Annotated in this window: 18 protein-coding genes; all 18 read right to left on the bottom strand. The window is 60.7% G+C overall.

Annotated elements, in window-relative coordinates:
* Positions 1 to 4 precede the first annotated feature (4 nt).
* A complete protein-coding gene (gene fliP / locus E0F99_RS11560; protein WP_017134948.1) occupies positions 5 to 748 on the bottom strand; it encodes a flagellar type III secretion system pore protein FliP in 744 nt (247 codons plus the stop codon).
* Positions 748 to 1,188: a flagellar biosynthetic protein FliO gene (gene fliO / locus E0F99_RS11555; RefSeq protein WP_083357501.1), complete on the bottom strand. Its 441-nt coding sequence runs from the start codon at positions 1,186 to 1,188 to the stop codon at positions 748 to 750. The genes fliP and fliO overlap by 1 nt, the downstream gene beginning before the upstream one ends.
* A gap of 1 nt (position 1,189) precedes the next feature.
* Entirely contained in the window at positions 1,190 to 1,657 is a 468-nt protein-coding gene (gene fliN / locus E0F99_RS11550) for a flagellar motor switch protein FliN (RefSeq protein WP_083357500.1), read from the bottom strand.
* A 34-nt stretch (positions 1,658 to 1,691) separates the two neighbouring features.
* A complete protein-coding gene (fliM, locus tag E0F99_RS11545) occupies positions 1,692 to 2,660 on the bottom strand; it encodes a flagellar motor switch protein FliM (RefSeq protein WP_130908772.1) in 969 nt (322 codons plus the stop codon).
* Positions 2,661 to 2,669: 9 nt separating this feature from the next.
* Complete coding sequence (gene fliL, locus E0F99_RS11540; RefSeq protein WP_083357498.1) at positions 2,670 to 3,170, bottom strand: flagellar basal body-associated protein FliL; 501 nt, start codon at positions 3,168 to 3,170, stop codon at positions 2,670 to 2,672.
* 1,238 nt (positions 3,171 to 4,408) lie between these two features.
* Positions 4,409 to 5,722: a flagellar hook-length control protein FliK gene (locus tag E0F99_RS11535; RefSeq protein ID WP_083357497.1), complete on the bottom strand. Its 1,314-nt coding sequence runs from the start codon at positions 5,720 to 5,722 to the stop codon at positions 4,409 to 4,411.
* A 134-nt stretch (positions 5,723 to 5,856) separates the two neighbouring features.
* On the bottom strand, positions 5,857 to 6,201 hold the full coding sequence (locus E0F99_RS11530; protein ID WP_083357496.1) for an Hpt domain-containing protein: 345 nt from the start codon (positions 6,199 to 6,201) through the stop codon (positions 5,857 to 5,859).
* Between the two features lie 30 nt (positions 6,202 to 6,231).
* Complete coding sequence (locus tag E0F99_RS11525) at positions 6,232 to 7,950, bottom strand: ATP-binding SpoIIE family protein phosphatase (protein WP_130908771.1); 1,719 nt, start codon at positions 7,948 to 7,950, stop codon at positions 6,232 to 6,234.
* Positions 7,947 to 8,252, bottom strand: a complete 306-nt coding sequence (locus E0F99_RS11520; RefSeq protein WP_083357494.1) for an STAS domain-containing protein — start codon at positions 8,250 to 8,252, stop codon at positions 7,947 to 7,949. The genes E0F99_RS11525 and E0F99_RS11520 overlap by 4 nt, the downstream gene beginning before the upstream one ends.
* Positions 8,253 to 8,336: 84 nt before the next feature.
* Positions 8,337 to 8,786 carry a flagellar export protein FliJ gene (fliJ, locus tag E0F99_RS11515; RefSeq protein WP_083357493.1) on the bottom strand — a complete coding sequence of 150 codons (450 nt, stop codon included), beginning with the start codon at positions 8,784 to 8,786 and terminating at the stop codon, positions 8,337 to 8,339.
* Between the two features lie 3 nt (positions 8,787 to 8,789).
* Positions 8,790 to 10,148 carry a flagellar protein export ATPase FliI gene (gene fliI / locus E0F99_RS11510; protein ID WP_053257306.1) on the bottom strand — a complete coding sequence of 453 codons (1,359 nt, stop codon included), beginning with the start codon at positions 10,146 to 10,148 and terminating at the stop codon, positions 8,790 to 8,792.
* The gene (gene fliH / locus E0F99_RS11505) at positions 10,138 to 10,902 is read right to left on the bottom strand and encodes a flagellar assembly protein FliH (RefSeq protein WP_083357492.1); all 765 of its coding nucleotides are present in this window, start codon (positions 10,900 to 10,902) and stop codon (positions 10,138 to 10,140) included. Before fliH ends, fliI begins: the two co-directional genes overlap by 11 nt.
* 10 nt (positions 10,903 to 10,912) lie before the next feature.
* Entirely contained in the window at positions 10,913 to 11,929 is a 1,017-nt protein-coding gene (gene fliG / locus E0F99_RS11500) for a flagellar motor switch protein FliG (protein WP_083357491.1), read from the bottom strand.
* Positions 11,922 to 13,697: a flagellar basal-body MS-ring/collar protein FliF gene (fliF, locus tag E0F99_RS11495; protein WP_083357490.1), complete on the bottom strand. Its 1,776-nt coding sequence runs from the start codon at positions 13,695 to 13,697 to the stop codon at positions 11,922 to 11,924. The genes fliG and fliF overlap by 8 nt, the downstream gene beginning before the upstream one ends.
* A 16-nt stretch (positions 13,698 to 13,713) precedes the next feature.
* Positions 13,714 to 14,043, bottom strand: coding sequence for a flagellar hook-basal body complex protein FliE (gene fliE / locus E0F99_RS11490; RefSeq protein WP_016972029.1), 330 nt, complete (start codon positions 14,041 to 14,043; stop codon positions 13,714 to 13,716).
* Positions 14,044 to 14,174: 131 nt separating this feature from the next.
* On the bottom strand, positions 14,175 to 15,566 hold the full coding sequence (locus E0F99_RS11485) for a sigma-54-dependent transcriptional regulator (protein WP_083357489.1): 1,392 nt from the start codon (positions 15,564 to 15,566) through the stop codon (positions 14,175 to 14,177).
* Positions 15,567 to 15,573: 7 nt separating this feature from the next.
* A complete protein-coding gene (locus tag E0F99_RS11480) occupies positions 15,574 to 16,785 on the bottom strand; it encodes a sensor histidine kinase (RefSeq protein WP_083360385.1) in 1,212 nt (403 codons plus the stop codon).
* Positions 16,786 to 16,895: 110 nt separating this feature from the next.
* Positions 16,896 to 18,371 carry a sigma-54 dependent transcriptional regulator gene (locus tag E0F99_RS11475; protein ID WP_083357488.1) on the bottom strand — a complete coding sequence of 492 codons (1,476 nt, stop codon included), beginning with the start codon at positions 18,369 to 18,371 and terminating at the stop codon, positions 16,896 to 16,898.
* Between the last annotated feature and the right edge of the window lie 158 nt (positions 18,372 to 18,529).

Genomic DNA, 18,529 nt, shown 5'->3' with positions numbered 1-18,529 from the left:
GCCGCTACACTCCGCCGAAACTGCTGGCCAGCGTGCCGATAATCAGCGCCCAGCCGTCCACCAGCACAAACAGCATGATCTTAAATGGCAACGAAATAATCAGCGGCGACAGCATCATCATACCCATGGCCATCAGCACGCTCGCCACCACCAGGTCGATGATCAGGAACGGGATAAAGATCATGAAGCCGATCTGGAACGCAGTCTTCAATTCGGAGGTGACAAAGGCCGGCACCAGGATGGTCAGTGGCGCCTGATCCGGCGTGGCGATGTCGGTGCGCTTGGACAAACGCATGAACAGCTCGAGGTCGCTGGAGCGGGTTTGCGACAGCATGAAGTCCTTGATCGGGCCTTGGGCCTTGTCGATCGCGTCCTGGGCGGTGAGTTTTTCCGCCAGGTAGGGTTGCAGGGCTTGCTGGTTCACCTTGTCGAACACCGGCGCCATGATGAACAGCGTCAAAAACAGCGCCATACCGGTGAGGATCTGGTTCGACGGCGTCTGCTGCAGGCCCAGGGCCTGACGCAAAATCGAGAACACGATGATGATCCGCGTAAAGCTGGTCATCAGCATGACAAACGCCGGGATAAAACTCAGCGCGGTCATGATCAGTAGGATCTGCAGGCTGACCGAGTATTCCTGGGCGCCGGCGGCGTTGGTGCCCAGCGTGATCGCCGGGATCGACAACGGGTCGGCCGCCAACGCCAGAGGCGCTGCCAGCAACAGCATGAGCGTCAATAAAACGCGCATTACTTCTTATCCTTCTGATCCTTGCCCAGCAACTCCATCAGGCGCTGGGCGAATTCTGGCGTAGCGGCCTCGGTCTTAGCCACCTCAACCGGCGACTTGAGCACGTGCAGCGGGGTGATACGACCCGGCGTGATGCCGAGCAGAATCTGTTCCTCACCGACTTGCACCAGTACCAATCGATCACGCGGGCCGAGGACACGCGAGCCGATCATCTCAATGACCTGGCCATTGCCCGGGCCGATGCGCTGCACGCGGCGCATCAACCAGGCCAGCACGAAAATCAACCCGACCACCAGCAACAGGCCCAGCACCAGTTGGGTCAATTGCCCGCCGATGCCACTGCTGACTACGGGCGCCGCAGCCGCCGCTTGCGCAATCGGCTCGGCCGCCAGGGCGCTCAATGGCAGCGCCAGAAACAGTCCCGCCATCGAATACTTCATATCAGCGCAACTTCTTGATGCGTTCGCTCGGGCTGATCACGTCCGTCAGGCGGATGCCGAACTTCTCGTTGACCACCACCACCTCGCCATGGGCGATCAGCGTACCGTTGACCAGCACGTCCAGCGGCTCACCGGCCAGGCGATCCAGCTCGATCACCGAGCCTTGGTTGAGCTGCAACAGGTTGCGGATGTTGATGTCGGTGCTGCCCACTTCCATAGAAATCGACACCGGAATGTCGAGGATCACATCCAGGTTCGGGCCGTCGAGACTCACTGGGTCGTTATTCTTCGGCACGCTGCCGAACTCTTCCATCTGCAGGCGGTTGCCGGCCGGCGCGGTGGCGGCGTCGGCAGCCAGCAGCGCGTCGATATCGTCCTGGCCGACATCGCCGGTTTCTTCCAGGGCCGCAGCCCACTCGTCAGCCAGGGCTTGGTCTTCGGCGGAAGTGTTTTCGTGTTCGGTAGCCATTACATGTCCTCGGCGAAGCAAAAATAATTGTTGATCAGCGGCGGTTGATCGGTTCGATCACTTGCAACGCCAGGTTGCCTTTGTGGGAACCCAGCTTGACCTTGAACGACGGCACGCCGCTGGCACGCATGATCAGTTCTTCGGGTAACTCCACGGGAATCACGTCCCCCGGCTGCATGTGCAAAATATCGCGTAAACGCAGCTGGCGACGGGCCACGGTGGCGCTCAAGGGAACGTCGACGTCGAGCAGGTCTTCGCGCAGGGCCTTGACCCAGCGCTCGTCCTGATCGTCCAGGTCGGACTGGAAACCGGCGTCGAGCATCTCGCGCACCGGCTCGATCATTGAGTACGGCATGGTCACGTGCAGGTCGCCGCCACCGCCATCGAGCTCGATGTGGAAGGTGGAGACCACAATGGCTTCGCTGGGGCCAACGATGTTGGCCATGGCCGGGTTCACTTCCGAGTTGATGTACTCAAAATTGACTTCCATGATCGCCTGCCAGGCTTCCTTCAAGTCGATGAAGGCCTGCTCCAGCACCATGCGCACCACCCGCAACTCGGTGGGGGTGAATTCACGACCTTCGATCTTGGCGTGACGGCCATCGCCACCGAAAAAGTTGTCCACCAGCTTGAACACCAACTTGGCGTCAAGGATGAACAGCGCGGTGCCGCGCAGCGGCTTGATCTTGACCAGGTTGAGGCTGGTGGGCACGTACAGCGCGTGCACGTACTCGCCGAACTTCATCACCTGCACACCACCCACCGCCACGTCCGCCGAGCGGCGCAGCATGTTGAACATGCTGATACGGGTGTAGCGGGCAAAACGTTCGTTGATCATCTCCAGCGTCGGCATGCGTCCACGGACGATGCGATCCTGGCTGGTCAGGTCATAACTTTTGACGCTGCCGGGCTCGGCAGCCATTTCGGTCTGTACCAGACCATCGTCGACGCCATGCAACAGCGCGTCGATTTCATCCTGGGACAGCAGGTCTTGCACGGCCATGTCGTGATCCTACTGCAATACGAAGTTAGTGAAGAGCGCCTGCTCGACCACGACTTTGCCGAGCTCTTTCTGGGCCACTTCCTGCACGCTGGCAGTGACCTTCTGGCGCAGCATTTCCTGGCCGACCGGGGTGGCCAAGCTGTCGAAGCTCTGCCCGGAAAACAGCATCACCAGGTTGTTGCGAATCACCGGCATGTGCACTTTGAGCGCATCCAGGTCCGCCTGGTTACGCGCCAGCAAGGTGATACTCACCTGCAGGTAGCGTTGACGACCGTTCTGATTGAAGTTGGCGACAAAGGCCGGAAGCATCGGCTCGAAGATTGCCGGTTGCTTGACGTTACTGGCGGTTTCGGCGGCGGGTGCTGGTTTGCTCGCGCTGCTGTGCATGATGTACCAAGTGCCGCCCACTGAGGCGCCGATGGCCAGGAGCAGGCCCAGCACGATCAACAGGATAAGCTTGAGCTTGCCTTTGCCTGCGGGGGGAGTTGCTGCGTCGTCGCTCTTCGCCATGCCAATAATCCGTCACTATTCGGGAATTCATAGATCTACGGAAAGGCAAGAGCAAGTGTTATGCCAGAGTTGTCTGGTAATTCGGGAAGAGCGAACACTACAAAACAAATGTGGGAGCTGGCTTGCCTGCGATAGCGGTGGGTCAGTTGGAATTTCTGTGACTGATACACCGCTATCGCAGCATAGGTCTCTACACAATTTTTTGTGTCGTGCTGGGCCGATGACGAGTTTTTTAGGTAGATATGAGTACATATCCGTTGCTGCGGTAACGGCTTCGTAGGGTTCCGCTCTTACAGCGGCTCACTTTTGGAAAGACCCAAAAGCAAGCAAAAGGTCTTTGCCCCACCACTCGGTGCCTCGCCTAGGCTCGGCATGCCTGCGTTCGGCCATCGTGGTTTAACGGGGCGCCTAAGATCAAGATCAAAAGCAAGAGCACGGCGGCCTAGTAGCCGACCTGAGTGGTAGAAGCAGAAGCAGAGCACCACCCTATTTAGCTGATGTAATGAGATCCCAATGTGGGAGCGGGCTTGCTCGCGAAGGCGGTGGGTCAGTCAGCTCATGTGTAACTGCCACACCGCCTTCGCGAGCAGGCCCGCTCCCACAATTTTGACCGAGTTTAGCTGCCAGCACCGCAGTGCTCTGCTTTTCTGTGGGAGCTGGCTTGTCGGATCGCCGCACCGCTGCGATGCAGACACCTCGGTCCATCAAGTCCACCGAGTTGATGCCATCGCAGGCAAGCCAGCTCCCACATTAGATTGAGTTCAGTTTCAAAGATCAGGTCGGCTGTCAGGCCGCCTCGGCTCTGCTCTTGATCTAACCACTCAGGTCGGCTACTAGGCCGCCGTGCTCTTGCTTTTGATCTTGATCTTAGGCGCCCCGTTAACCACGCTGGCCGAACACAGGCTTTGGAGCGTGGGTAAACCGGCAGGACGCCGGTTTAGCCGCGATGGGCCAAGGATGGCCCATGGCGGCGGCCCACGGTCCAAAGCCTGCGTGAGGGCACACCGAGCCTAAGCGAGGTGCCGAGTGGTGGGGCAAGAGCGTTTTGGTTACTTTTGCGCTCTTTCAAAAGTGACCCGCTGTAAGAGCGGAACCCATAGCAGCCGTTACCCAAATAACGGATATGTACCCAGCGCCCCCGCGACCACAAAAGAATTCAACCCATAAAAAGATGTGTAGATACCTATGGCCATCGCAGGCAAACCAACTCCCACATTTTGATCTTCATAAGGCTGAAATCAGGCGTAGTAATCAACGGCGCTGGAGCCGATCACGGTCTGGCTCACCGGCGCGACGGCCGCTGCCACCTCAGCGTGATCACCGCCATCACCCCGCCCACCGCTACCGCTCACACTGCGGGCCTGGTTCTGCTGCTGTTGCTCCTGGCCCTGCCCCTGCCAACCACGGGACTGGTCGGAGACGTTAACGTCCACCTGCCCCATGCCCTGCTGGGCAAACATCTCGCGCAGGCGGCCGGACTGGCTTTCCAGCGCTTCGCGCACCACCGCGTGACCACTCATGAAGGTGACCTGGGCTTGTTGGTCCGCGGTCATGTTGACCTTGATATCCAAGCGCCCCAGCTCTGCCGGCTGCAACTGGATCTCTGCTGACTTGAGGTTGGCGCTGGACAGGTACATCACGCGGTTGACCACTTCTTCGGTCCAGCCGCCCTGATGCATGGCCAACGGCGCATTCGCTACCGGTGGCAACGCATTCGCGGTTTTCGGCGTGGCGGCCTGGGTCAGAGCGGCCAGGCGGTTGGCGAAGTCATCGACGCGGGTGTCGCTGCTGGCGTCTTTCAGGTCCTTGAGGCCGCCTTCGATCAACCCGCTGAAGGCTTTATCGCCGCCTTGATCAGTGCTGTCCTTGGTGGCTTGCTGGTCGACCATATTGGCCAGGCCCGCAGCGAAGTTCTGCGCAGCGGTCGGCTGATCCTGAGTCGTAGTCGGCGCGGCCTTCTGCAGCGCCTGGCTGCTGGCCGACACGTGACCGCCCTGCTCCATCGCCAGGCGCACGGCCGGCATTGAGTCCAGTGGGTCGGCTTCAGGATCGAACGCGGGCTGCTTGACCTCATCCGTAGCGGCGACCGGTGCCGCCACGACCTGCTGGGCCCTGTCGTCCTTGGCCGCAACAGGCGCTGGCGTTTCCACGGGCACAGCCACCGGCGTGACGGTGACAATCAAGGCCGGGTCAACGACCGGGTCAACCGGGGGTTGCTGCACCAAGGACGAGTCGGTGGGTTTGTCGTCGTCACTGCTGGCGCTGCTGTCGGACTTGGCTGGTGGCTTGGCAGGCAAGGGATTGCCGCTATCGGCAACCGCTGGCGTGCTGGCGGCAGGCTTGTCGCTGGCGTCGGAAGGCTTGTCACGCGCGGGTTTGGCTGAGGTATCGTCGGCTTTTACCGTGGGTTTCGCGCCTTGCCCGGCGAACACCTGAGCGAAGCCAGGGCCATTGCCCCGTGGGTCCGCAGCCGCGACCTGGGGGGTGACGGCAGGCGCTTGAGGCTTGGCCACGGGGGCAGCCTGAAGAAGCGAATTCGGGGCGACTGGCATAGGTAAAGGTCTCCACTGCATAGGGGATCGGGGATGCAGTCATGGAGGTAAAGCAAGAGTTGGGCCAGGTTTCTGGTTTCGCGTGTATATCCGTTGATTGGGTGACGGCAGCAACGGATATGTACTCACCATACCTAAAGCTGAAACCGCTCCCGTTCCGACTCATACATCGGCCGAACCAACGCAAACTCATGATCAATCTGATCAACCAGGGCGCCCAAGTCCGCCGTCGACCCAACAGACTCCACCTCCAACCGCTGACACAACTGCGCCAACCGAACCGCCCCGAGGTTCCCACTGCTGCCCTTGAAGCTATGCGCTATACGCCCAAGCGCCTTGGCATCATCGCGCGATTTGCGCAACGCCTCGACACGCTTCTGCGAATCGTCGAGGAAGGTATCGAGCAGCTTGGGATACTCGCTCTCCATAACCTCCTGCAAACCCGACAACACGTCAGGGTCCAAATGAATCTCAGCCACTTGCTCGCTCCTTGATCAAGAATCGGCGGATTATGCCAGAGCCTCCCAGTAAAACTCCACGCACACACTGCGCCCGCCATCCAACCAGCGCACATCGCTGCTCAACTGCCGGACCAGACTCAAACCGCGGCCAGACAGACGGTTGACGTCCAGCGGGCGCGCCAGCACCTGCTCCACGTCAAATCCAGGACCGCTGTCGTCGATGCGTAGCGTCATTTTGCCGCCCGTGGGCGTCGGCACCACCTGCACGTGCACACGCACATAACCACTGCTCAATTGCGCAAGGCGCTCATTGCGCTGATGGTAATACTCGGCGAACCCCCGCGCATCAAGCTTGAGCCCCGAATCCAAGCCCAACACCCCATGCTCCAGCGCGTTGGAATACAACTCAGCCATCACACTGTAAAGCGCCCCGCTCTGCTTGCGCAGGCCATGGATCTCCAGCAGCAATTGCAGCAAATACGGCAACGGGTTGTAGCTTTTAAGCGTCTGCGCACGAAACTCAAAACCCACCGACCAATCCAGCGGGCATGACTGCCCGCTGTCGGCATACATCGGCTCGGCCGCACGCAACGGCTCGCCGGCCTGCAAGGTGATCTCGACCATGCTGACGTCATCCCGCGCCTGGCCACGAAACGCCGCCAGGGCCTGCTCGATGTCTTCGAACAGCCGATCAGGTTCGCGATTGGCCGCAAACACCTGCTGCAAGCGCTCGGCGCCGAACAGCTGGTCATTGACGTCGGCGGTGTCCAGCACGCCATCGGAGAGCAAAAACACACGGTCGCCCAAGGCCATGGGCCAGACTTCGGTGCTGTCATTAAACCTCTCGGCCGAGAGCACGCCTAACGGCAAGTGCCGCGACACTAACGGCGTACGCTTGCCCGTGGCGACTTCATGCACATAACCTTCGGGCATGCCGCCGTTCCACACCTCCACCACCCGCCGCTCGGCACTCAGGCACATCAGGGTGGCGCAGCAGAACATGTCCACCGGCAGGATACGTTTGAGCTTGGCGTTCATCTCGCGCAGGGTCTGCGCCAGGCCGTAGCCCTTCGCCGTCATGCCGTAAAACACCTCTGCCAGCGGCATGGCTCCCACGGCCGCCGGCAAACCATGGCCGGTGAAATCGCCGAGCAGCACGTGCATGTCACCGGAGGGCGTGTACGCCGCCAACAGCAGGTCGCCGTTGAACAGCGCATAGGGCGATTGCAGGTAACGAATATTTGGCGCCGCATTGATGCACCCCGAATGCGCCACCTTGTCGAACACCGCCTTGGCCGCGCGCTGCTCATGCAACAGGTAATTGTGGTGCTTGGCGATCAGGTCGCGCTGCTGCAACACCGTGGCCTGCAGACGACGCAGGCGGTCCATGGCGTTGATTTTCGCCGCCAGGATCAGTGGGTTGTAGGGCTTGGGCAGGAAGTCATCGCCGCCGGCATCCAGGCATTGGGCCAGGGCTTCGCTCTCGCGCAAGGAGGTGAGGAAGATGATCGGCACCAGCGCTTCCCCGGCAAGCTGCTTGATGCGCCGCGCGGCTTCAAAGCCGTCCATCACCGGCATCAGCGCGTCCATCAACACCAGTTGCGGGCGCTCGCGGGTGAACACCTCGACGGCCTGCGCGCCATGGGTGGCGGTGAGCACCTGATGGCCCTGGCGCCGAATGATGGTCGACAGCAACAGCAAATCGGCGGCGCTGTCTTCGGCAATCAGGATCGTCAGCGGTTCAAGGACGGGGGCCAGGTTGCTCAACTGATGTCGAACAGTTTGTCGAAGTTGGAGATGGCGAGGATCTTGCGCACGTCGGGATTACTGTTGATCACCTGCACCTCGGCATTATCGCCACCGGCATGGTCGCGCAACAACAGGAGCATGCCCAGGGCGGAGCTGTCCATGTAGGTAGTGTCTTTCAAGTCCACCACGTAGAGCTCGGGCACCTTGTAGAACCGCTCGTAGGCATCACGAAAGGCCTGGTGGCTACCGAAATCGAATCGGCCCTTGACCGTGATCATCAACTTCGTCCCATCCAGGGATACTTCTGACTCAACTGACATGCGACTGCTTCCTTGTCATTGGCAATATGCAACAAGGTTTAGCAGGTGAACCGGCGATGAGCAACACAGAGGACCAAATGACACTTAGTACTGTGATTGGCGTGGAAGGCGCTGTGATAATTCGTCGAGCAGCTTTTGCTCACGCTTATCTTCAAGCGCCCGCGCTTCGTCGATATAGCGCTGCACCAGCTTGCGCAAGCCTTCGACTCGGGCAAACGCTGCTTGCCAGCTTTCACGCGCCTTATCGAGGTTGTTCTGGTGCCAGGCCAAGCTCTGGCGCTGCTGGCCAACGGCCGTCTCAAGCTGGTTGAGAAAGCCCTGGTAGCCCATCAGCCATTGGCCGGACACGCCCTTGCTACCGCGCTCGATCCATTGCTGTTGGTATTCGCCACGAAAGCGCTCCAGGTCGCCGAGCTTACTTTCCGCCAGACGCACCTGGCCCTGGAAATAACCCAGGCGCTGGACCGCCGTTTTCTCGGCCTTTTCGGCCATGTCCACCACTGGCGCCAGGCGTGAAGAACGCGTGCTGGCCATGGCTTATCCGCCTGGCGCTGGCGCGAAGATCGAGCCCAGGTGCGCTTCGCTTTCGCCCATGCTGATCTTGTCGTTGAGGCCTTGGCGCAGGTAGGTCACCAGTTGCGGCTGCAGGGCAATCGCCAGGTCGGTTTCGCGATCACCACCGGCCACGTAGGCGCCGACACTGATCAGGTCGCGGCTCTGCTGATAGCGCGACCACAGTTGCTTGAAATGCTGCGCGCGGGCCATGTGCTCGGGAGTGACCACCGCCGGCATCACCCGGCTGATCGACGCTTCGATGTCGATGGCCGGGTAGTGCCCTTCTTCCGCCAGGCGCCGCGACAGCACGATGTGGCCGTCGAGCACACCCCGCGCCGAGTCGGCAATCGGGTCTTGCTGGTCATCGCCTTCGGACAACACCGTGTAAAACGCGGTGATCGAACCGCCGCCGGCTTCAGCATTACCGGCACGCTCCACCAACTTAGGCAGCTTGGCGAATACCGACGGCGGATAGCCTTTGGTGGCGGGCGGTTCACCAATGGCCAGGGCGATTTCCCGCTGGGCCTGGGCGAAACGCGTGAGGGAGTCCATCAGCAACAGGACATTCTTGCCCTTGTCGCGAAAATATTCGGCAATGCGCGTGCAGTACATGGCAGCGCGCAAACGCATCAGCGGCGCATCGTCCGCCGGGGACGCAACCACCACCGAGCGCTTGAGACCTTCTTCACCGAGGCTGTGCTCGATAAATTCCTTGACTTCACGGCCCCGCTCGCCGATCAGCCCAACCACAATGATGTCGGCCTCGGTAAAGCGCGTCATCATGCCGAGCAGCACCGACTTACCCACGCCGGTACCGGCAAACAAGCCCAGACGCTGGCCGCGACCGACCGTCAATAAACCGTTGATGCTGCGAATACCCACGTCCAGCGGCACGCTGATTGGGTTGCGGTTGAGCGGGTTGATGGTCGGGCCGTCCATTGGCACCCAGTCTTCGGCCTTCATGCCGCCTTTGCCGTCCAGCGCGCGACCGGCACCGTCCAGCACACGACCGAGCATGCTCATGCCCATCGGCAGGCGGCCAGTATCGGCCAGCGGCACCACGCGGGCGCCGGGAGCAATGCCCGCCAGGCTGCCGACCGGCATCAGGAAAATCTTGCTGCCAGAAAAGCCCATCACTTCGGCTTCGACCTGCACCGGGTGGTAGCTGTCGTCATTGATCACCAGGCAGCGGCTGCCCATGGCGGCGCGCAGGCCTTCGGCTTCGAGGGTCAGGCCGACCATGCGCAGCAGGCGCCCTTCGAGAACGGGCTGGCCAGGCAACTCGGTGGCCTCAGCGTAGCCGCTCAGGCGCTTGGCGAAGCTGGTACGGTCAAGGCGCATCGGCGGCGTCCAGGTCCACGCTCAGGTCAGGTTCGGCCGGGTGCAGGACTTGTTCATGCAACTGGTCGAAGAGCTTGGCCATGATTTGGCTGATCCGGGTTTCTACGGTGGCATCAATACGGCTGTGTTCGGTTTCAACGCGGCAACCACCGGGCAGCAGCGCCGCGTCTTCGCCGATGCGCCAGGTTTCTTCGTGGCGCTCGCGCAGGGCTTTGATCTGTTCGAAATCCTGCGGGTTGATGTACAGCCGCACATTGCCAACGCCCAAAGGCAACAGCTTGAGGGCTTCGCGCATCACGCTTTCGATATGGCTGGAGTCTAGCACCAGTTCGCGCTGGATCACCTGGCGGGCGATATGCTCGACCAGGCCGATCATGGATTTTTCCAACTGCGCATCCTGCTCGGCAATCGGGTCAAACAGGCTGCCCATCAAGCGTTCAAGGCTGGCCAGCTTGACGCTCAGCGCCTCCTCGGCCTCTTGGCGAACTTTCAGGGTGGTGCTGCGAAAACCGTCTTTTTCACCCGCGGCGAAGCCCTCGTTGTAGGCCTCCTGGCGGATCGCTTCCAATTCTTCGAGGGTCAGTGGCTGGACTTCCTCCAGCGGCACTTCTTCCATTTGCGCCGGTGTTTCTTCAACCGGTTCGGGCTCGGGCTCCGGCACATGCGGGTCGAAGCTGGGCAACGACCAGATGTCGAACCCGCCGACATCCCGTGCGCGAATCAGATCGCTGGGCGTCTCATCTTTGTTCGACATGGGAAGCGCCTTAAATCATTTCTTCGCCGCCCTTCCCGCCGAGAACGATTTCTCCGGCTTCGGCCATACGGCGGGCAATGGTGAGGATTTCCTTCTGGGCGGTTTCCACGTCGCTGACGCGCACCGGGCCTTTGGCTTCCAGGTCGTCGCGCAACAGTTCAGAGGCGCGCTTGGACATGTTCTTGAAGATCTTCTCTTGAACGCCTTCGTCCGAACCTTTGAGGGCCAGTACCAGCACATCAGACGACACTTCACGCAGCAACGCCTGGATGCCACGGTCGTCGACATCGGAGAGGTTGTTGAACACGAACATGAGGTCTTCGATCTGGCCGGACAGGGTGTCGTCGATCTCGCGGATCGAGTCCATCAACTGGCCTTCGACCGAGCTGTCGAGGAAGTTCATGATGTCGGCCGCGCGCTTGATACCGCCCAAGGTGGTGCGCGAGGCATTCGAATTACCCGAGAACTGCTTCTCGAGAATCGTGTTGAGCTCTTTCAGGGCTGCCGGCTGCACGGTGTTCAGCGAAGACACGCGCAGGATAATGTCCAGGCGCACTTTATGGTCGAAATGGCCAAGCACTTCACCGGCCTGGTCCGGGTCCAGATAAGCAACGACGATGGCCTGGATCTGCGGGTGCTCGTAGCGAATCACGTCGGCAACGGCGCGCGGCTCCATCCATTTCAGGCTGTCGAGGCCGCTGGTGTTGCCGCCCAGCAAGATGCGGTCGATCAGGCCGTTGGCCTTATCTTCGCCCAAGGCCGAGGTGAGCATCTTGCGGATGTAGCTGTCGGAACCGACGCCCAGGCTGGTCTGGTCGCCGACGATCTCGACGAACTCGCTCATCACCTGCTCGACTTGCTCACGGTGCACATTGCGCATTTGCGCCATGGCCACGCCTACACGCTGAACCTCTTTGGGGCCCATGTGGCGCAGCACTTGTGCGGCGTCGGTCTCACCCAAAGACAGCAGCAACACGGCGGCTTTGTCGACTTTGGTGAGCTTGGCAACAGCGGCTCGATCATTCATCTGCGTTAATCCACTCTTTCACGACCTGGGCCACACGGCCCGGGTCTTCTGCCACCAGACTCTTGATTGCGTTCAACTGAGCGTCATAGCCTTCGCTCGGGCTTGGCAACAGGATGCTTTGCGGGCCGCCGAGGCTGACACGGTCGTTGGCCAACTCGCCGTCCAGGCCGCCCATGCCACCCAACTCGACGTCGCTTCCTGCAAGCGCCAGCTGTTTTTTGCCGTGGCCGGTGATGTTGTTGAGCACCGGGCGCAGTACGCCGAACACCAGCACCAGGATGAACAACACACCCAGCACTTGCTTGACGATGTCCCAGAACCACGGCTGCGTGTAGAACGACGGGTCGGCGATCACTTCGCCACGCTCGGCGGAGAACGGCATGTTGATCACGCTGACGCTGTCACCACGGCTGGCGTCGAAACCGACGGCGTCTTGCACCAGGCGCGTGAAGCGCGCCAATTCGTCGGCGCTCCATGGCGCACGGGTCACAGCACCGTCAGCAGCATTGACCTTGACCTGGTCATCGACCACCACCGACACCGACAGGCGATTGATTTTGCCCTGTTGCTGCTTGGTGTGGCTGATGGAACGGTCGAGTTCGAAGTTCTTGGTCGACTGGTTACGCTTGTCCGCCGGGTAGGGCGCGAGCATCGGCTGGCCGGTGGCCGGGTCCATGATCTGTTGACCGTTGGCGTCCAACAAAGGCTGGCCAGGCTGGATCGCACCGGCGGTTGCGGCGGCGCCACCGGTGGTTTGCGGTGCCGAGGCCGGGGCCGGCGGCTGGTTGCTCAGCGCACCTGGAACACCTTGCGGGCCGTTGCTGGCAGTGCGTTGTTCGCTGGTGGACTGCTCGCTGCGCAGCGCCGGCTGGTCCGGGTTGAATTGCTCGGAGGTCGACTCGACCGCACTGAAATCAACGTCGGCCGACACTTCAGCCTTGTAGCGGTCGTTGCCCAACACCGGTTGCAGAATGTTGTGCACACGCTGGGTGAGCATGCTTTCCATACGACGGCTGTAGTCGAACTGTTTGCCGGCCTGGGTCAGCGCAGAGTTTTCCGCCAGGTCGGACAGCAGGTTGCCCTTCTGGTCGACCACGGTGATTTGCGACTTGCTCAATTCGGGAACGCTGGTGGCCACCAAGTTGATGATCGCCAATACTTGGCCTGGCTCCAGCGAGCGACCGGAAAACAGTTCGACCAATACCGAGGCGCTTGGCTTGCGTTCATCGCGTACAAACACCGAGCTCTTAGGAATCGCCAGGTGCACCCGGGCGCCTTTGACGTTATTGAGGCTCGAGATGGTACGCGCCAGTTCGCCTTCCAGGCCACGACGGTAGCGTGTGGCTTCCATGAACTGGCTGGTGCCCAGGCCTTGGTCCTTGTCGAGGATTTCAAAACCGATGTTGCTATCGGACGGCGTTACGCCAGCCGCTGCCAACTTCATCCGCGCACGCGCCACGTCGTCAGCCTTGACCAGCAGGGCGCCGGAGTTGGGCTCCACGGTGTAGGGGATGTCGGCGGCGGCCAGGGTTTCCATGATCTGCTTGGAATCCATCCCGGCCAGGCTGCCGTACAACGGGCGGTAATCAGGTTGCTGCGACCACAGCACCACGGCAAAACCAATCGCCACGCTGGCAGCCAGGCCGACCATCAGGCCCACCTGACGCAACATGGTCATTTCGGAGAGGTTTTCCAGGAACGACAGGCCAAACAGCGGCGACTTGCCGTCTGCCTTGGCGGGTACGTTGTCCACGACTGCTTCTGCCATGACTTAAATCTCGTCCTTAAACCGGCATCTGCATGATGTCTTGATAAGCCTGAACCAACTTGTTACGCACTTGGGTTAAGGCCTGAAAGGAAACGCTGGCCTTTTGCGAGGCCACCATCACATCGGTAAGGTCCACGCCGCTTTTGCCAATCTCAAAGGCCGTGGCCAACTGATTCGAGGCTTGCTGGGTATCACTGACTTTGTTAATTGCCTGACCGAGCATGTCGGCAAAACTGCTTTGGCCCAATTCCGGCGCTGGCGCGACGGATTTCGGTTGAGCCATGGCATCCATTTGCATGGAGCGCATATCCAACATCAACCGATTGAACTCAATACCCTGGCTCATGACCTTCTCTCTCCGACGACCCGCAATTTTTTGACACTACGTAGCGGTTACTAGGGGTGGTAGCAACAAGGGTGCCAGCTCCGTGGCGATTCGTAAGAAAAGGCGACAAACCCTGTCGGCCTATGCATTTATCAGGTGGCGAAGAGGTAGGCTTCCACATCCATTCCCGCGTCACGCATCTGCGCCAATTTGTAGCGCAAGGTGCGCGGGCTGATGCCTAAGCGTTCGGCGGCCTCTTTGCGGCGGCCGCGCTCGGCGCGCAGGGTGTCGATGATCATCTGGAATTCGCGGCGACGCAGGTCGTCGCCCAAGGCGCCGCCGGGCTCGACTTCGGCCACCACTACCGGCGCCGGCGCCAGGCTGGGCAACGGTGCCGCGCCACTGCTTAGGCTACCGCCAAGGGTCAGGCAGAAGTCTTGCGGCTGGATAAGTCCACCCTGCTGCAAAATCAGCGCGCGCTGGATAGCGTTGTCCAATTCCCGCACGTTGCCGGGCCATGGGTAGCTGATCAGGCAAGCCTGAGCTTCAGCCGACAGCCGCGCCTGGGCGTGCTTCATTTTTTTGACGTGGTTGTTCAACAAGCGCTCGGCCAGCGGGATGATGTCCGCCGGGCGCTCGCGCAGTGGGCGCCAGGCCAGCGGGAACACCGAAAGTCGGTAGAACAAGTCTTCACGGAAGCGCCCCGCCGCCACTTCGCCCGCCAGGTCGCGGTTAGTGGTGGCGACCACGCGGATATCCAGCTGGATCGGTTTACGCGCGCCGACGCGCTCAACTTCGCGCTCCTGCAGTACGCGCAGCAGCTTGGCTTGCAAACCCAGGGGCATTTCCGAGATTTCGTCGAGCAGAATAGTGCCGCCGTCGGCCTGTTCGAACTTGCCCGCCTGGGCCGCAATGGCGCCCGTGAACGAACCCTTCTCGTGGCCGAACAACGTGGCTTCAAGCATGTTGTCAGGGATAGCCGCGCAGTTGATCGCGATAAACGGTTGTTTGGCGCGGCCGGATTGCTGGTGGATATAACGCGCCAGCACTTCTTTACCGGTGCCGGACTCGCCGGAGATCAACACCGTGGAATCGCTGCGCGCCACACGGGCGGCCAGCTCCAGCAGTTGCGCGCTGGCCGGTTCGAAGGCAATCGGGCCTTCACCTTCGACGCTCGAAATCACCCCGAGGGCGTGGCGGGCGACCAGCTCGATCAAGGCTTTGGGCTCGAACGGTTTGACCAAGTAATCCGCCGCGCCTTGGCGCATGGCGTCCACTGCGCGCTCCACGGCGCCATGGGCGGTCATCAGCAACACCGGCAGTTGCGGCTGACGCGCACGCAACAGGCCGAGCAATTGGTGACCGTCCATGCCAGGCATATTCACGTCACTGACTACGAGGCTGAAGGACTCCTGCTCAACGGCCTCCAAGGCGTCCTCGGCAGAGCCGACCGCCCGGTAGTCATGGCCCGCCAACAGCAGCGTGTCAGCCAATGCTTCACGCAGGGCGCGATCGTCTTCGACCAATAAAACCTTGATAGCCATAGTCCTTTTACTCCGCGCTTGCCGCGCTAAAAAACAGCGGCAAGGTCATCAATGCACACGTACCACGCCCCAACCGGGAGTGCAGTTGCAATTCTCCCTGATGCGCACGCGCCACTGCCTTGACCACGGTCAGGCCCAGGCCCGTACCATTGGTCTTGGTGGTAAAAAAGGGTTCGCCCAGGCGTTTCAGCACCACCGGATCGATGCCGCTGCCGCTGTCGCTGATGCACAGGCGCAGGGTTTGCTCGCGGCTGTACAGGTGCACTTTGAGCCGTGCACACGGGCCGCTGGCCTGGGTGGCGTTTTCGATCAAGTTAAGCAAGGCGCCGACCAGCGTGTCGCGGTTGCACAGCAACTCGCCGAGGTGGCTGTCGCACTGCCAGCGCACGCTGACATCCTGGATATGCGTGGCCGCCGCCGCTTGCAGCGACTGCATCAGCTCGGGCGGCGTGATTCGATCGGTCAGCGGCAATTCGCCGCGGGCAAACACCAACATGTCGCGCACCTGATGCTCCAATTCATGCAGGCGCTCCTTGAGGCGACCGGCAAATCGTTGGTGGGTGGCGGCTGGCAATTGTTCATCAGTCAAATGACTGGCGTAGATCAGTGCCGCCGATAACGGCGTGCGGATCTGATGCGCCAACGAAGCGACCATGCGCCCCAGCGACGACAATCTTTCATGGCGCGCCAGTTGGTCTTGCAAGTGACGGGTTTCAGTCAGGTCGTTGAGCAACACCAACTGCCCAGGCTCAGCGTCCAGGGAACGGGTGGCGATGGACAAGCGGCGCCCGTCCTTGAGGGAAATTTCATGGCCGTCATCTTCACGAGGCGAAAAGCAGCGCGTGATGACGTGGCGCCACAGCTCGCCTTCGAGCGGCTCGCCGAGCAAGTCGCGCGCGGCCGGGTTGGCTTCGCGGACATGGCCCATTTCGTCGATGACGATCACGCCACCGGGCAATAGGTCGAGGAGGTTTTGCAGACGGTTGGCCAGGCGCTCTTTCTCGGCCAGCTCTTCCATGCGCTGGGCACTGACCACCGCCAGCTCGCCTTTAAGCTCGGAAACCCGGGCTTCCAGCAAGCTGTAAGAGTCGGTGAGCTGGTTCGACATCTGGCTGAACAGCGAAAACGCCTGTTCAAGCCCTTGCCGGGTAAGCGGCTCTGCGCACGGAACGAGCCCTGGGATAGCAGGGCCTGAAGAAAGTTGGGCGGCGTGGGGCATCATGCTCTCTCGCTTGGCTGACCGTCAGTTAAACGGAACGTTGCGAGGGCTGTAGCAATACCCGTGCCGAAAAAAAACTACCTGGATTTCAGTGACTTAAAAAACAGGCGTCAATCATCTGCCTGTTCATCACCTTCTCGACGGCTCATGCCGTACTTGCGCATCTTCTCAACCAAGGTGGTTCGGCGAATGCGCAAGCGCTCAGCGGCGCGGGCAACAATGCCGTTGGCATCGTCCAGCGCTTGCTGGATCAGGCCCTGTTCCAGGCTACCGAGATAGTCCTTCAAGTCCAGGCCTTCGGGCGGCAGCATGGCGGTGGAACCGAAGTCCGGCGTATGGCCGTTGATAGCCACGCGTTCTTCCAGGTCACTGCGCAGGCTGTCTACCAGTTGCTCGTCTTCGTCATCGACGTAACGGAATTTTTTCGGCAGTTCGACCACGCCAATCACACCGTACGGGTGCATGATCGCCATGCGCTCGACAAGGTTGGCCAGCTCGCGGACGTTGCCCGGCCAGCCGTGGCGGCACAGCGACATGATCGCGGCGGAATTAAAGCGAATCGAGCCGCGCTTTTCGTGCTCCATGCGCGAGATCAGTTCGTTCATCAGCAGCGGGATGTCTTCCACGCGCTCACGCAGTGGGGCCATCTCGATCGGGAATACGTTGAGGCGGTAGTACAGGTCTTCGCGAAAGCTACCGACCTCGATCATGCTTTCGAGGTTCTTGTGCGTGGCCGCGATGATGCGCACGTCGACGCTCTGGGTCTTGTTGCTGCCCACGCGCTCGAAGGTGCGCTCCTGCAATACGCGCAACAGCTTGACCTGCATCGGCAGCGGCATATCGCCGATTTCGTCGAGGAACAGGGTGCCGCCGTTGGCCAGCTCGAAACGCCCGGCACGGCTAGTGATCGCCCCGGTAAAGGCGCCCTTCTCGTGGCCGAACAATTCGCTTTCGAGCAGCTCTGCCGGGATCGCCCCGCAGTTGACCGGCACGAAGGGCCCGTCGCGGCGCTTGGAGTGATAGTGCAAGTTGCGCGCAACCACTTCCTTGCCGGAGCCGGACTCACCGAGAATCAGCACGCTGGCGTCGGTGTCGGCCACTTGCTGCATCATCTGGCGCACGTGCTGAATCGCACGGCTGGTGCCGACGAGGCTGCGGAACAGATTGGGTTCGCGGTGGCGGCCGCGCTCGCGGGCCTGGTCGTACATCTCGCGGTAAACCTGAGCGCGATGCAGGGAGTCGAGCAATTTGCTGTAGCTGGGCGGCATTTCCAGGGTCGAAAGCACGCGGCGGCGCTGATCTTCCGGCAGGTCCACGGAAGAAATATCGCCCATCAGCAACACCGGAAGGAACTCATCCCAGGTCGCCAGTGTCTTTAACAAGCCTTGAACCGCACCAGGAGCGTTTACCGTCCCGATCAGCACACAAATGACTTCACGGCTCGATGACAAAGAGCTGACCGCCTGCTGCCAATCATGGCTACCGCAGGGCAAATTTTCTTCACCCAGAAAATTTAAAATCACCGCCAAATCGCGGCGGCGGACGCTATCGTCATCGATCAGCAGAATTTTGGTTTCACGCCACATGCAATAGCAACTTCCCTAGTAAAACTTCCTGCCCCAGAGTGAGGGCAATCAAGACGCCTGTAAGACTTATTACCTTACTAGACGTCTGAAATCTGAAAACAGCACTAGTTAAGTCAAAAATGCTGGCACAGTCAAATATATGACGCGCCGTTCGGATT

The organism is Pseudomonas antarctica, assembly GCF_900624995.1.
Classification (GTDB): Bacteria; Pseudomonadota; Gammaproteobacteria; order Pseudomonadales; family Pseudomonadaceae; genus Aquipseudomonas; species Aquipseudomonas antarctica.
The sequence above is the reverse complement of the archived record's forward strand: the minus strand, read 5'-3'. Positions and strand labels throughout refer to the sequence as shown.